Raw genomic sequence first — 14147 nt, 5'->3', positions numbered from 1 at the left:
CATGGCTGAGAATTACCCGCTCGTCGAGCAGCGGGAGTACGGGCGGGCGGAGAAGCGCGGCGGCCTCTGGCGCAAGCGGATGACGCGCGGCGACGACGAGCTGCCCACGGTCGCCGCGCACCACGTGCGGGTCTTCCGGGTCGGCGAGGAGTACGTCGAGGACCACGGGCAGCTGCGCGCCGACGACCCGGTGGTCGTCGAGGCCAGCTCGGTCACGGTCGTGGACCGGCGCATCGAGGTCCCGGTCGTGGTGGAGACGCGGATCCCGTCGGCCGAGGCGGGCGACTTCACCGTACGGGCCTCGTTCTACTGCACGGTCACCGACCCGTGCGCGGTCGTGCGCGACGGCGTCACCGACGTCGAGGCGCTGCTCCTCGCGCATCTGCGCGAGGTGCCCGGGCTCACCGAGGACGGCAGCGACCTGCCCTTCGTCGACGCCGCCGCCGTGCGCGCCCGGATCGACGCACGGCTGACCGCGTACCACGAGATGCGGCCCTCGGTCGTGTCGGGGATCCGGGCCCGGCGCGGGGCGGTCGAGGTGCTGACGCCCGAGGAGATGTCCGCGTACGTCGAGGAGATGGAGAAGGCCCGCCGGAACCGCGAACGCGACCGCCGGCAGGAGGAGATGGAGCAGCAGGCGGCCCTGGACCGGGCCCTGCGCGAGGCCGAGCTGGAGCTGAAGCGGGAGGAGATCCGCAACCTCCAGGCGATGCGCAAGGAGCGCCACCGGCAGGAGGAGGAGACGCTGCGCACCGCGTTCGAGCGCGGCGCCGGTGCCGAGCAGCAGGACTACGAGCTGGAGATCGAGCGCCGGCGCAACCGCTTCACCCGGGAAGAGATCGAGCAGGACATCAAGCTGGTCGGCTCCGACCCGGTCGCCGCCGACTATCTGGCCTGGCGCAACGGCGACATCAGCGCCGACGAGCTGTCCCAGCGGCTGCACGCGGCCGAGGAGCGCTGGGACACGCGCAAGGACGACCGGCTCCGGCTCGGCCGGGAGTACGAGCTGACCCGCCGCGGCCTGGACCGGGAGGACCTGCGCTGGCAGGTCGAACGCGACGACCACCGCCAGGAGCTGACCCGCAAGGAGGAGCGGGAGGAGACCGCCGCCCGGCGGCACGAGGCCGCCCGGCGCTGGGACCTGGAGCACGAGGACCGGCTGCGCCGGCGCCAGGAGGAACGCACGGACGCCAAGGAACTCCAGCGGGACCAGCGGGAGTGGGCGAAGGAGCAGCTCACGGTGCGGGCCACCCTGGGCAAGCAGGCCATCGACCGGGGCCTGTTCGACAGCACGATGTACGACGCGGGCGCCTTCATCAACAGCGTCGGCGACGTCCCGTTCAACCAGACCGCGTCGCAGGGCGCCGCAGCCGGCGTCGGCGTCGGCGTCGGCGGGCCGGAGACGCCGAACGCGGAGCTGAAGGGCGAGGTGAAGGGCCAGCTGCGCGGGGGCCCCGGGCGGACGGCCCCCGCGGCCGAGCCCACCGCGGACGACGGCGACGACGCCGACGACTTCGACCCGGCGAACCAGGAGGGCAGCCTTGGCCACTGACACCCCGCTGCGCCCGGCCGACAGCGCCGCCTTCGACGAGGACCGGGGCAGCCAGGCGCGGCCGGTGCCGCCGGCCTCCGGGTGGGCGCCCCGGCTGCGCCGGCTGATCGGCATCGAGGAACCGCTGCTGGCCTGGGTGCCGGAGGAACGCACCCGCTACACCTGGTACGGGGCGCTCGTCGTCAACACGGCCCTGCTGGGCGCGCTCTCCATGGTCCTGGCCCTGTCCAGTTTCCGCTCCGACCTGCCCCTCGCGGCGGTCGTCGGGGTCGCCGTGATCTGGTTCTGGGTGGTCCTGGCGCTGGACAGCTGGCTGGTGTCCAGCACGCACGGCACCACGGTCCGCAAATGGACGCTGGCCGTCCGTTTCTTTCTCTCGGTGCTGCTGGGCCTGTTCATCGCCGAGCCGATCCTCTTCCAGATCTTCGACAAGGAGATCCGCCAGGAGATAGCCGTCGGCAACGAGCAGAAGGTCGCCGACTACCGGGGCATGCTCGTCTCCTGCAACCCCACCGACGGCGCCGCCACCACCGACCGCCCCGAGTGCGCCCGCTATCAACTGAAGGTGGCGGGCTCCCCCGCCGAACTGGCGCGCCAGATCAGGACCAACGGCGACCGGACGGCGGCCCTGCGCACCCAGGTCGCCGACATCAACAAGACGCTGGACGACAAGCTGGCCACGGAACAGCGTCTGTGCGGCCCGAAGTACTGGATCTGGCGGGGCGGCGTCCGGGACGTCACCATCACCTGCGAGCGAGCCCGCAAGGCCACGTCGGAGTACGAGAAGAACAGCAAGGTCAAGACGTACGAGAAGCAGCTTCAGGCCATGGTCGACCACGGCCAGGCCCTCTCCGCCCGCAAGGACAGGGCGGCGGACGACTATCAGCCCCTGCTCCAGAAGGCCATCGACGACAAGACGCGGCAGCGGGCCGCCGACCTGGACACCGACGGCATCCTCACGCGGGCCCACGGCCTGAAGGAGGTCGCCGCGTCGGACGGCTTCGCCCTCTTCCTGACGATCGTGCTGCACCTGCTGCTGCTCTGCCTGGACGCGATGCCCGTCCTGGCCAAGGTCCTCAGCGGCGCCACGACGTACGACACGCTCCTCGGCGCCCGTCACCGGACGAGCCGCCGGCTGTTCGCGGAGGAACTGGAGGTCCAGCACACCTGCGCCCGCCTGGAACACGACGTCCAGCGCCACCGCGTCCGGCTGGACACGGACGACCGCATGCGCCGCCTCGAGCACGAGCACCAGCGGGCCCAGGCGGAGCGGGCGGCGCGGGAGCGTGCAGAACTGGAGGAGAGGATGGGGCGGATCATGCGCGCACGGAGGAGCGTCACCAACTCCCTCTGATCCGGAAGCGGTTCGAAACATTCGAGTACCGGAACCCTGCCCTCCGGGCCGGAAGGGCAGGGTTCCTCCTCCGAACACGGTTACAGCTCACCCCGCATACGAGCTGAACAGCGGAAACCCTCCGCCCTCGAACACTGCCGAACCACGAACATTTCGTAACCCCCGCCGAAACTATTGACAGTTGACAGGGCCAGGCCAACACTCCCGATGACAGAGCTCCCCCATCGACCCACCCCACGAGGACGAGGAGGAAGCACCCCCATGAAGAAGTCATCAGGCCGCCTGCGGCTGCTCATCAGCAGTGTCTGCACGATGCTGCTGGTCGCGGCGGCGGCCCTCGCGCTGCCGGGTACCGCCCACGCCGACACGGTCGTCAACAGGAACCAGACCGGCACCCACAACGGCTACTACTACTCGTTCTGGACGGACGCACCGGGAACGGTGTCCATGACCCTGTCCGGGGCCGGCAGTTACAGCACCTCCTGGCGGAACACCGGCAACTTCGTCGCCGGCAAGGGCTGGAGCACCGGCGCCCGCCGCACCGTGACCTACTCGGGCACGTTCAACCCGTCCGGCAACGCCTACCTGACCCTCTACGGCTGGACGGCGAACCCGCTCGTCGAGTACTACATCGTCGACAACTGGGGCACGTACCGGCCCACGGGAACGTACAAGGGCACCGTCACCAGCGACGGCGGCACGTACGACATCTACAAGACGACGCGGTACAACGCCCCGTCCGTGGAGGGCACGCGCACCTTCGACCAGTACTGGAGCGTCCGGCAGTCGAAGCGGACGGGCGGCACCATCACCGCCGGGAACCACTTCGACGCGTGGGCGCGCGCCGGCATGCCCATGGGCAGCTTCAAGTACTACATGATCATGGCGACCGAGGGGTACCGGAGCAGCGGCAGCTCCAACATCACCGTGCACACGGGACCGTGACGATGGGCACCGGCTCACGCTCCCCGCGCGCACTGGTCACGGCACTGACGGTCCTCGTGACGGCCGCCGCCGCCACCCTCACCGCCGCCGCCCCCGCCGGCGCGGCACCGGCCGCGGCCTGCACCGGGTACGTCGGGCTCACCTTCGACGACGGCCCGTCCGGCAACACGACGAGACTGCTCGACGCGCTCCGGCACAACGGGCTGCGGGCCACGATGTTCAACCAGGGCCAGTACGCCGCCGCCAACCCGTCGCTGGTCCGGGCCCAGGTGGCCGCGGGGATGTGGGTCGGCAACCACAGCTACACGCACCCGCACCTGACCCGGCTGAGCCAGACGCAGATCGACTCCGAGATCTCCCGCACGCAGCAGGCCATCGCCACCGCGGGAGGCGGCACCCCGAAACTGTTCCGCCCGCCGTACGGCGAGACGAACGCGACGGTGCGGTCGGTCGCGGCCCGCCACGGCCTGACCGAGATCATCTGGCACGTGGACTCCCAGGACTGGAACGGCGCGAGCACCGACGCGATCGTCCAGTCCGCCGCCCGCCTCACCAACGGCCAGGTCATCCTCATGCACGACTGGTCCGCCAACACCCTCGCCGCGATCCCCCGCATCGCCCAGACCCTGGCCTCCCGAGGCCTGTGCCCGGGCGCGATCTCCCCCCAGACGGGCCGCGCGGTGTCCCCCGGCTGAGCCCCCGAGCCGGAAAACCCCCAGCCCACCCCACCCCAGCGCGACGGCCGAACCGGGCCGTCGCGCTGCCGTCGCGGTAGGCCGTCCTACCCGGACGCCTCGGGGGCCTCCGCGCTACGCCCTCCACCGGCCTCGTGCCGCTCCCTCGCCACCCTGAGCAGCACGTCCCGCAGCGCCTCCCGTGTGCGGCCCCGTGTCTTGACCGCGTGGCAGTTGGGGCAGAGGGCCACCATCTGGCTGGGGTGGTCGCGGCCGCCCTCAGCGAGGCCGATGACGTGGTCGACCTCGAGGATCGGGTGGTTGCGGTCGGTGACGTCGGCGGGCTGGCCCGCGCAGTCGGGGTTCTCACAACGGCCCTGGCTGCGGCCGAGGACCAGGTAGCGGGCGGCCCGGGAACGGACCGGACCGAGGGTGGTCCGGGCGCGGCGGCGACCGCGGTTCCTGGCCTCCTTCTCCTCCACGAGCCTGGAACCGCGTTCGTACTCCGCGGCGGTGAGGAGCCACTGCTCCGGTGCCCGGGCCGGAGCGGGGCGCGGTTCGGCCGGGTCGCCGTCGCCGTCGCTTTCGCCGTCGTCCAGGCCCACGTCGGCGAGGAGGGGGGCCGGGTCGAGGTCCTCGAAGAAGGTGTCCAGGAGGTCGTCGAGCACGGCGAGACGGGTCACGGCGGAGTCGCGGAACAGCTCGTGGAGGGGCTGGACGAGGCCGCCGCGGGGCTGGTTCTCGGCGAACCACCGCTTCACCCCCGCGTCACCGTGGGCGGTGGTCACCGGCCCGGTGAAGTCGCGCAGTTCCCATACGCCCTCGTGGTGGAGCGAGGCAATCGGGTAGTCGGCGCGCAGGCGCTCGCCCCTCCTTCCGTGCCTGGCCAACAGGTCCTTGACGGCTTCCTCCGTGTCGGACCAGGGCAGGAGTCGGGCCTCGCCGCGCAGGGCCCGCCCCATGGCCCACAGCAGCACGATCGGCTTGTACAGGGCCGGCCGGCCGGCGGAACGGTGCACCTTCAGGTGGGTGACGCGGTGGATCAACTCGTCGTGGGTCGACCCGTCGTGGGTCGACCCGTCGTGGGTCGGCCCGTCATGGGTCGGCTCCTCGACGACGTCGAAGCCGAGGCGCCCGAGCAGGCGGGCGGCGTGCTTCGCTCCGCCGGAGAAACCCGGTGTGTCGGGGGTCAGGGGCCGTTCGCCGGGCAGGAAGCCGTGAGCCGCGCCGACGATGGCCTTGGAGTCGTACTGCCCGCCTCCGTGCACCAACACGTAGCGGCGGGCCCGCCGGAACCCGTAGGCCGCCAGGAAGGCGTCGCGTCCGAGCCGGTCACACTCCTCGATCGCCTTCTCGATCTCGACGCGCGATATGTCCGCGAGTGCCATGGCGGGAACCCTACGCGACCGGACCGACAGAGCAGGGCTTCCGTACCTGAGTACGCGTGCTCATGACGCCCCCCTCTCCGGCCAGGATCCTGGCCGCATGAGGAATCGGGGAATGTTCTCGGCCGGGGCCGCGATCGTCGTCGGGGTGCCCGTTGCCGCTTGGGGGCTGATGGGGCAGCAGAACTACGAGGGGCTGCCGGCGAGTGAGCTCGACTACGCCTTTCAGCCGTGGGACATCGGGGACGGCGTCGCCGCCGTCGTCGGTGGTCTGGCGCTGGTGCTGGTGGGGCTGGGGCTGAGCGTGCTCGTGCGGGGTGCGCGGCGCGGGGCGCTGGATCCGCGCTGGTGGGGGGTGATCGGGCCGCTGGTGGCGGTCGGGCTCATGGTCGGTGTGGGCTGGCGGATTCTGACCGCGGGAAGTGTCGGCGCCAACATCGGAGCCGGGCTGCTGATCGTCTTCGGTACGCCGTTCGTGGCGGGGCTGACGCTGTGGGCCCTGGCGTGGGGCGTGTGGCTGGTGACCGACCGGAGCGGGGACCGTGGCCGGTCCGGCGGCGGGGAGCTGGGCGGGTTCGCCTCCCGGGGAGTGTGACGGCGGCGGCCGGTCTCCGTGGCCGAAACGCCACGGCGGGTCGCCGACGTGATCGGCAACTTGCGTATCTCCTGGGGAAGTTCACCTAGGTTGGTGGACCGGTGCCCCTTCCCCACCCCCAGGAGGCCCTGCCGTGCCCGACGACAGCCTGCGTGCCCGTATCGACACCTCCAAGCCGCACTCGGCCCGCTTCCGGAACTACTTCGTCGGCGGCAAGGACAACTACGAGGTCGACCGTGAGATCGGCGACCAGATCAAGTCGATCTTCCCGGGTCTGGTCGACGTGGCGGTCACGAGCCGTCGGTTCCTGGGGCGCGCCGTCCGGTATCTGGCCGGGGAGCAGGGTGTGCGGCAGTTCCTGGACGTGGGTACCGGGCTGCCGACCGCCGACAACACGCACGAGGTCGCCCAGCGCGTCGCCCCGGACTCCCGGATCGTCTACGTCGACAACGACCCCATCGTCCTGGCGCACGCGAGTGCGCTCCTCACCAGTACGCCCGAGGGCAGGACGGCGTACCTGGACGCCGACCTGTACGACCCCGAGGCCGTCCTGAAGGCCGCGGCGGGCACGCTCGACCTCTCGCGGCCGGTGGGTCTGATGATCCTCAACACGCTGGGGCACGTCGCCGAGTACGACCGGGCGCGCGAGCTGGTGCGGCGGCTCATGGCCGGGCTGCCGGCCGGGAGCCATCTGGTGATCAGTGACAGCACGGCGACGAGCGAGGGCATGATCGCCGCGTCCGAGGCGTACAACGCCAGTGGGGCCGTGCCGTACTACGTCCGGCCGGTCGCCGAGATCGCCGGGTTCTTCGACGGGCTGGAGCTGGTCGAGCCGGGGGTCGTGCGGGTACCGGAGTGGCGGCCCGGGCCTTCCGACGGGGTCGAGGCGGCGGCCGCTGTGGACGCGTACTGCGGTGTCGGGCGGAAGCCGTAGGTCCGTGGTTCGGTGCGGCACCTCGGGGGCCGGCCGCGCCCCCCGAGCGTGCGCGAGCATCCCCGGCCCTCAACCGTCAGGGTCGATCATCCGTGCCCTCACCCGTCCGGGTCGATCACCCGGGCCCTCCGCGGCCCCACGGCGATAATCAGGACATGTCCGCCCCGCCCCCTGTCCCCGAGCCGGTCAGCCGGCTCCTCGGTGATCTGATCGCGGTGGGGGACGCCTACTCGCTCGTCCTCGCCGGCGGGTACGCGGTGCTGGCCCACGGGCTCGTGGCGCGGGCCGGGCGGGACGTGGACGTCGCCACCGAGCACCCCGCCGGCATGGACGCCATCGCCGACGCGGTCCGGACCGGGCTGGTGGCACGCGGCTGGCTGGTGCGGACCCTGGAGACCGACCCGCTGGCCGCCCAGTTCCTCGTCACCGACGCGGCGAGCGGCGTGGAGTTCGAGGTCGGGCTGCGCAAGGAGGTGCTGTGGCGCCCGCCCGTGGTCACGGAGCTCGGGCCGGCCCTGTCCCTCGACGATGTCGTCGGCACCCGGGTGCGGGACCTGGCCGACCGCGGACTCGCCCGCGACCTGGTCGACGTACACGCCGCCTCGGCCCGCTGGAGCCACCCGGAACTGGAGGAACTGGGCCGCCGGCACGCCCCCGACACCTTCGACCTCACCGACCTCCAGGCCCGGCTGACGGGCACGGACTGGCTCGACGACAGCGCGTTCGCCGCCCAGGGCCTCGACGTCCGGGCCGTCACGGGGCTCCGCCGCTGGGCGCAGGAGTGGGCCGACGACATCGCGGAACGGCTCATCGAGGGCGAGGCCCCGGACGAGGAGTGACGTCCGGGACCCACCTCCGGGACCCACCTCCGGAACTGACCGGTCGGTACCCTGACCGGATGGGGAAAGGGGCAGGCGGGCGGGTCGGAGTCGTGGCCGCGCTGGTACGGGCGGCGTTCCTGGTGGACGGGGTGTACGCGGAGGCCAGCCGGTCGTACGGGCTGACGCCGCAGCAGGGACAGCTGCTCTGCGTGCTGATGCCGCAGCCGTACGGGATGAGCGAGCTCGGCGAGACGCTGGGGCTGGCGAAGTCGAGTCTGACCGGGCTCGTGGACCGGACGGTGCGGCGGGGGCTGGTCCGGCGGGAGGCCGATCCGAGGGACGGGCGGGCCGTGCGGGTGGGGCTGACGGAGGAAGGGGCCGCGCTCGCCGAGAGGTTCTACGCCGAGACCTGCCGCCGGATGGAGGCGCTGCCGTCCGGGCTCAGCGGCGCCGAGCGGGACCGGCTGGCCGCGCTGCTGTCACGGGTCGTGGTGGACAACGAGGTTCCCGAGGTCTTCGCGGAGACCGGGAAGACCATGGGCGCCAAGTAGCGGGACCTGGGCGGTGGTTCACTGCTCGGGCACCGGCGTCGTCGCCCGCTGTTCCCGCCGTCGTTCCCGCCGTCCCGCCGCCGTCAGCGCCAGCGTCACCGCGGCCGACGCCACCGCCATCGCCGTCATCGCCAGGGCCGGGGACGTCAGTTGGGCCACCGATCCCGCGAGTACCGCCGCGACGCCCTGCATCGTGAGCATTCCCGACGAGTGCAGCCCCAGGGCGTGGCCGGTCAGTCCTTCGGGGGTCAGGGCCACCAGCCGCTCCTGCTGCACGAGGCTCGCGCCGAAGCCGACGGACGCCAGCGTGACGGCGGCCACCGCGAGCGGCAGCGGCGGACGCAGCAGGAAGGGCACGTACGGGACGGCCAGGAGCAGCAGCAGCGGGAAGCCGAGGCGGGGACGGAGCCGTGGCGGTACCAGGCGGCCCACCAGCACGTCCCCGGCCAGCATGCCCAGCGCGGCGCAGGCGAACAGGGTGCCGGCGGCCTCGGGCGCGTAGGGGACGAAGAGGGATTCGCAGCCGACGACCAGGCCGTTGGGGATCCAGAGGGCCAGATAGACCCGGCGGCGGGGCGGGGACGACCAGAGCAGCACGTTGGCGCGCCAGGTCGCCGACACCGAGGGGCGGCCCGTCGCGCGGGGCGGGCGCGGGGTCAGGCACAGCCGGACCACGACGGCCGCCACGCCGTACAGCGCCGCCGCGAGCAGCAGGGACACCCGGGGTGAGAGGACCGCCACCAGGACACCTCCGGTGGCGAAGCCGAGGATCTGCACGACCCCGGCCATCATGTTGAAGACCGAACGCCCCAGCAGGTAGCCGTCCTTGGAGAGGATCTCGTTCACCAGCCCCCAGCGCGCTCCCCCGCCGAGCGACGCGGCCAGGCCCTGCCCGAGGAGGACGGCGAACACGGCCCAGACGGGCAGCGCGGGCAGGGCGAGGACGGCCGTGCCGGCGGCCAGGACGACGGAGACGCCGGTCAGGGCGGCCCGCGGGGGCAGGCGGTCGGCGCCCGACAGCAGGAACGTCGCCCCGAGCACCTGCGGCAGCGACTGCCCGAACATGCTCAGCGCCGACAGCAGCGGCGAGTCCGTCGCCCGGAACACCAGGACGCCCAGGGCCAGTCCGCCGACCGTCTGGGCCATGACGTTGGCCGACGAGGCGAGGAAGAGTGGGGTGAACTCCGGGGTGCGGAAGAGCTGCCGGTAGCCGCGCATGCGCAGAGTCTGTGAGGAGCGCCGATACCCCCGTTAGTGTTTCGCGGGGGCGCGAAAGGTGGTGGGGCGAGTATGGGTTGGTGGCAGATCAACGCCGACACCCTCGCCGCGAGCCGCTTCTGCGTCTCCCCGCTGGCCGAGACGTTCGCCGCTCTGAAGCTGCTGCACGCGGGCGTCGCCGCCCACCCCGGTGAACGCGTGTGGCTGGACGCCCATCTGCCGGACTACCGGGCCCGGCTGGCGGCCGACCCGGTGACGGCGCGGCTGGTGCGGGCCGGGCTCGGCAAGGACTGGATCGCCGACTTCCTCACCCCGACACCACGGGACGGCGAGACCTTCGCGGACGGCGTGGCGCGGGTGCGCGCGGCCGATCCGCGCCGGGCCCGTGCCCACCTGACCGTCTCCCTCGCCGGCCCGCTCCCCGCCGTACTGGACCGCGACGACCTGCCCGAGCGTGCGGCCGCGCTGCTGGAGTACGTCTGGGAGCGGGCCGTGCGCCCGGACTGGGAGCGGCGCCGGCGGGTCCTGGAGGCCGACGTGGTGGCCCGGACCGCGCGGGTGAGCCGGGGCGGCTGGGCGGCCGTGGTGGACTCGCTGCGGCCGGGGCGCACGCGGTGGCTCGGCGGCAACCGGCTGCAGGTGAACCTGCACGAGTATCCGCCGCGTGAGATCTCCGGCGCCGAGCTGCTCTTCGTGCCGGTCACCCCGAAGGGCGGCTGGGTGTCCTGGGAGGAGCCCGGCCGGTACGCCCTGATCTATCCGTGCGCGGGCGCACTCACCGACCCCGCCGCCCGGGAGGCGCCCGCGAGCCTCGGCGCGCTGCTCGGGCCCGCCCGGGCCGCGGTGCTCGTCCTGCTCGACTCCCCGCTCAGCACGACCCAACTGGTCGCCGTGACGGGACAGGGCCTCGGCTCGGTCGGGCGGCATCTGCGGGTGCTGCTCGACGCGGGGCTGGTGCAGCGGCGGCGGGCGGGCAGATCGGTGCTGTACGCGCGGACGGCGGCGGGACAGGTCCTCGTGGAGGCCCAGCACCGGCCCGACACCCGCCGCGGCTAGCATCCGCTCATGACGACTACCAACGGTTCCTCTCCCCTCGATGTCGAGATCGGTGCGCTCCAGGGCGGTTCCGCCGACCTGGCCCAGTACGCGGGTCGGGCGGTGCTCGTGGTGAACGTGGCCTCCAAGTGCGGCCTGACCCCGCAGTACAACGGGCTGGAGAAGCTCCACGAGCGGTACGCCGAGCGTGGCTTCACCGTGCTCGGCGTGCCCTGCAACCAGTTCCTCGGCCAGGAGCCGGGCAGCGCCGAGGAGATCGCCGAGTTCTGCTCCGCGACCTACGGCGTGACCTTCCCGATGACCGAGAAGGTCGAGGTCAACGGCGAGCACCGGCACCCGCTGTACGAGCGCCTGACCGGCTTCGCCGACGCCGAGGGGCACAGCGGGGACATCCGCTGGAACTTCGAGAAGTTCCTGATCGGCCGGGACGGCACGGTCGTCGCCCGCTTCTCCCCGCAGACCGAGCCGGAGTCGGCGGAGGTCGTGGCGGCGATCGAGGCCCAGCTGGCCTGAGACACCACCGCTTGACCTTGCCCCTGGGGCAGGCCCGAGCGTCCTCCTCGTCGGGCGGAGGAGCCGCCCGATGACGGAGGATGCCGTGGTGGACGTACCGGACCGGGACCTGCTCACCATCGGGGTGTTCGCCGCGCGCGCCCGGCTCTCGGCCAAGGCCCTGCGGCTCTACGACCGGCTGGGGCTGCTGGCCCCGGCGCACGTCGACGAGGCGACCGGCTACCGCTACTACCGCGTCGGCCAGGTGGAACGGGCCCGGCTGGTGGCGATGCTGCGGCGGCTGGACATGCCGCTCGCCCGGATCGCCGAGGTGGTCGCGGCGGGCGACGGGCCCGCGGCGGCCGAGTTGCTCGGCGCGTACTGGGCGGATGTCGAGGTGCGGGTGGCGGGACAGCGGACGCTCGCCGCGTACCTCCGTGGACGACTGTCGGGGAGGAGCTCCGAGATGTACGGAACGTTCACGGTCGAGACGGTGGAGACGCCCGCGCAGGTGGTGATCACCGAGAAGCGGCACACGCTGGCGGACGAGCTGCCGGCGTGGATCGGGGCGGCGCTGGGCCGGCTGGAGGAGGCGGCCCGGGAGTGCGGCGGCGTGGCCGGGGTGCCGTACGTCGCCTACCACTCCGAGGTGTCGATGGAGAGCGACGGCCCGGCGGAGGCGTGTGTGCCGGTCGCCGACGAAGCGGCGGCGCGGGCCTGGGCGGAGCGGCGGGGGCGGGCCTGGGAGACGGCGGTGCGGGTGGAGCCCGCCGGGCGGCTGGCGTACACCAGGATCACCAAGGCGCAGGTGGCGTACCCGCAGATCCTGGCCGCGTTCGAGGCGGTGGAGGAGTGGATGGCGGCGCGGGGGCTGGCCGCGACCGGTCCGTGCCGGGAGCTGTACTTCGCGGACTGGGCGGCGGCGGGGGCCGAGGATCCGGTGTGTGACGTGGCGTTCCCGGTGGGCTGACCCGCTCGGTCGGCCGTGGGCACAAGCGGAGCCCTCTCGGCAAGGACGGCGATGCTGGTCGAGAGGGCTCTGTCGGTGCTGCTTGTGCGGGTGTCGATCCCGGGGTCAGGCCTTGACCGAGGCCACGAAGGCGTTCCACGCGTCGGCGGGAAACGCCAGCTTGGGGCCCTCGGGGATCTTGGTGTCCCCGAGCTCCAGGGCCTCTTCGACGGTCGACCTGACCATCACGCAGGCGCCGTTGTTGTTGGTGTAGGAGGACGTCGTCCACGTTTCCGTGGCGCCCAGACGAATTGCCATGTTCGCTCCGTTGCCAGTTGCGTTTACGCCAACCCGTGCTGGTGGTTGGCGTGATCGACGCTACTCGCCCACATCCTCGTTCGGAGCAGCCATTCACTCGACCGGATGGCATATTCCAGCGGAGACTTCCAGTCAGGCGTGTCAGGGGTGTAAGATCCCGCGCTTTGCCCGGTGAAAGGTCCCCGTCCGACGGCAGGTCAGCGGGCGTATTCCTTCGCGAGGCGCTCGATGCGCTGCCGCGACTGGTCCACGTTGAGCGACTGGGCGCGCAGGTGCTCGTACATCACCGTGTACTTCTGCACGTCGAGCGGCTTCTCCAGGTACAGGTCGCTGGTGACGCCCTCGATGTAGACCACGCTGGAGTCGGCCGCGTCGGCGAACTCCAGGATCGAGTACTGGCCGTTGATGCCCGCGTGCGCGCCGACATCGAACGGCAGCACCTGCACGGTGATGTGGGGCAGCTGCGACATCTCGATCAGATGCTCCAGCTGCTCGCGCATCACTTCCTTGTTGCCCACGACCCGGTGCAGGGACGCCTCGTCCAGCACCACCCACAGCCGCAGCGGGTCCGTCTCGGCGGTGATACGGCCCTGCCGGCGCAGCCGGACCTCGACGCGCTTGTCGTTGTCCGCCTCCGACGCCTCGGGCGAACCGCCCCGGATGATGGCCTCGGCGTAGGCCCGCGTCTGCAACAGGCCGGTGATGATCTGGGGTTCGTAGACCCGGAGCGACTCGGCGTCCGTCTCCAGGCCGATGTAGACGGAGTAGGGGATGTCGCCGAAGGCGTGCCACCAGCCCTGCTGGCGCGAGTCCTTGGCCATCTGCATCAGCGAGTCGACGATCCGCTGGTCCTCGACCTCGTAGACCCCGCACAGGTCGCGCACGTCGCGCTGGCTGATGCTGCGCCGCCCGTTCTCCAGGCGGCTGATCTTCGACTGCGACACCAGCAGCCGCTCGGCCACTTCCTCGGCCGTCATGCCCTTGAGCTCCCGGAGCCTGCGGAGCTCCTGGCCCAGCCGGCGCCGCCTGACGGTGGGATTGACATTGGACGCCACGGGACGTGCACCTCCGGCTGCGTGCCTCTACTTTGCGTATCTGCTGTTGAGCAGACTGCCACCAAGGTGCTTCCTACCGCTGGGAAACGGTGGATATGCGACGGGTACACGCCAGTTCGGGCACGGCACGCCGAGCGGGGCGGCGAGAGTCCGCGCTCTCTCCGCCCCGCTCGGACAGCGGCTCCCGGTGACCGGGTTCTGGGGTCCCGTGCTGCGTGTGCCGGTCGTCGGTCGTACTGGTGCGGTGC

Annotated in this window: 15 protein-coding genes; 11 read left to right on the top strand and 4 right to left on the bottom strand. The window is 72.2% G+C overall.

Annotation, left to right across the window (positions count from 1 at the left end):
- Position 1 precedes the first annotated feature (1 nt).
- The 4 genes from ACSUPV_RS23400 (at position 2) to ACSUPV_RS23385 (ending at position 4546) form a co-directional block, all read left to right on the top strand.
- Positions 2 to 1552, top strand: a complete 1551-nt coding sequence (locus ACSUPV_RS23400; RefSeq protein ID WP_436948479.1) for a hypothetical protein — start codon at positions 2 to 4, stop codon at positions 1550 to 1552.
- A complete protein-coding gene (locus tag ACSUPV_RS23395; protein ID WP_031113389.1) occupies positions 1542 to 2906 on the top strand; it encodes a DUF4407 domain-containing protein in 1365 nt (454 codons plus the stop codon). Before ACSUPV_RS23400 ends, ACSUPV_RS23395 begins: the two co-directional genes overlap by 11 nt.
- A gap of 261 nt (positions 2907 to 3167) precedes the next feature.
- A complete protein-coding gene (locus ACSUPV_RS23390; protein ID WP_031113390.1) occupies positions 3168 to 3851 on the top strand; it encodes a glycoside hydrolase family 11 protein in 684 nt (227 codons plus the stop codon).
- A 2-nt stretch (positions 3852 to 3853) separates the two neighbouring features.
- Positions 3854 to 4546: a polysaccharide deacetylase family protein gene (locus ACSUPV_RS23385; protein WP_436948478.1), complete on the top strand. Its 693-nt coding sequence runs from the start codon at positions 3854 to 3856 to the stop codon at positions 4544 to 4546.
- Between the two features lie 86 nt (positions 4547 to 4632).
- On the opposite strand, the gene ACSUPV_RS23380 is transcribed toward ACSUPV_RS23385, so the two are convergent.
- Positions 4633 to 5913 carry an HNH endonuclease gene (locus ACSUPV_RS23380; protein WP_436948477.1) on the bottom strand — a complete coding sequence of 427 codons (1281 nt, stop codon included), beginning with the start codon at positions 5911 to 5913 and terminating at the stop codon, positions 4633 to 4635.
- 97 nt (positions 5914 to 6010) lie between these two features.
- Here ACSUPV_RS23380 and ACSUPV_RS23375 point away from each other — a divergent pair, with 97 nt between their 5' ends.
- The 4 genes from ACSUPV_RS23375 to ACSUPV_RS23360 all read left to right on the top strand — a co-directional run bounded on the left by ACSUPV_RS23375 (position 6011) and on the right by ACSUPV_RS23360 (position 8811).
- A complete protein-coding gene (locus tag ACSUPV_RS23375; RefSeq protein ID WP_359791532.1) occupies positions 6011 to 6505 on the top strand; it encodes a hypothetical protein in 495 nt (164 codons plus the stop codon).
- Between the two features lie 133 nt (positions 6506 to 6638).
- Positions 6639 to 7439 carry an SAM-dependent methyltransferase gene (locus ACSUPV_RS23370; protein ID WP_436948476.1) on the top strand — a complete coding sequence of 267 codons (801 nt, stop codon included), beginning with the start codon at positions 6639 to 6641 and terminating at the stop codon, positions 7437 to 7439.
- Between the two features lie 155 nt (positions 7440 to 7594).
- Positions 7595 to 8278 carry a nucleotidyl transferase AbiEii/AbiGii toxin family protein gene (locus tag ACSUPV_RS23365; RefSeq protein ID WP_382613456.1) on the top strand — a complete coding sequence of 228 codons (684 nt, stop codon included), beginning with the start codon at positions 7595 to 7597 and terminating at the stop codon, positions 8276 to 8278.
- Between the two features lie 59 nt (positions 8279 to 8337).
- Positions 8338 to 8811 (top strand): MarR family winged helix-turn-helix transcriptional regulator, encoded by a 474-nt coding sequence (locus ACSUPV_RS23360; RefSeq protein WP_359791534.1) that lies wholly within the window; start codon positions 8338 to 8340, stop codon positions 8809 to 8811.
- An 18-nt stretch (positions 8812 to 8829) separates the two neighbouring features.
- Here ACSUPV_RS23360 and ACSUPV_RS23355 read toward each other — a convergent pair whose 3' ends face one another.
- On the bottom strand, positions 8830 to 10029 hold the full coding sequence (locus ACSUPV_RS23355; RefSeq protein WP_436948475.1) for an MFS transporter: 1200 nt from the start codon (positions 10027 to 10029) through the stop codon (positions 8830 to 8832).
- A gap of 72 nt (positions 10030 to 10101) precedes the next feature.
- Between ACSUPV_RS23355 and ACSUPV_RS23350 the strand changes: the two genes are divergently transcribed.
- The 3 genes from ACSUPV_RS23350 to ACSUPV_RS23340 all read left to right on the top strand — a co-directional run bounded on the left by ACSUPV_RS23350 (position 10102) and on the right by ACSUPV_RS23340 (position 12547).
- Positions 10102 to 11085, top strand: a complete 984-nt coding sequence (locus tag ACSUPV_RS23350; RefSeq protein WP_382613448.1) for an ArsR/SmtB family transcription factor — start codon at positions 10102 to 10104, stop codon at positions 11083 to 11085.
- A gap of 9 nt (positions 11086 to 11094) precedes the next feature.
- Positions 11095 to 11598 carry a glutathione peroxidase gene (locus ACSUPV_RS23345; RefSeq protein ID WP_031113404.1) on the top strand — a complete coding sequence of 168 codons (504 nt, stop codon included), beginning with the start codon at positions 11095 to 11097 and terminating at the stop codon, positions 11596 to 11598.
- A gap of 70 nt (positions 11599 to 11668) precedes the next feature.
- Positions 11669 to 12547, top strand: coding sequence for a MerR family transcriptional regulator (locus tag ACSUPV_RS23340; protein WP_037758569.1), 879 nt, complete (start codon positions 11669 to 11671; stop codon positions 12545 to 12547).
- A 105-nt stretch (positions 12548 to 12652) separates the two neighbouring features.
- On the opposite strand, the gene ACSUPV_RS23335 is transcribed toward ACSUPV_RS23340, so the two are convergent.
- Together ACSUPV_RS23335 and ACSUPV_RS23330 are read right to left on the bottom strand one after the other, a co-directional pair.
- On the bottom strand, positions 12653 to 12844 hold the full coding sequence (locus ACSUPV_RS23335) for a DUF397 domain-containing protein (RefSeq protein WP_031113406.1): 192 nt from the start codon (positions 12842 to 12844) through the stop codon (positions 12653 to 12655).
- A gap of 197 nt (positions 12845 to 13041) precedes the next feature.
- The gene (locus tag ACSUPV_RS23330) at positions 13042 to 13899 is read right to left on the bottom strand and encodes a helix-turn-helix domain-containing protein (RefSeq protein WP_031113408.1); all 858 of its coding nucleotides are present in this window, start codon (positions 13897 to 13899) and stop codon (positions 13042 to 13044) included.
- Positions 13900 to 14147: the final 248 nt, after the last annotated feature.

It is taken from the genome of Streptomyces sp. SudanB52_2052 (genome assembly GCF_964272415.1).
In the GTDB taxonomy this organism is placed as follows: domain Bacteria; phylum Actinomycetota; class Actinomycetes; order Streptomycetales; family Streptomycetaceae; genus Streptomyces; species Streptomyces olindensis.
This window is presented reverse-complemented; position numbering and strand designations above follow the sequence as displayed.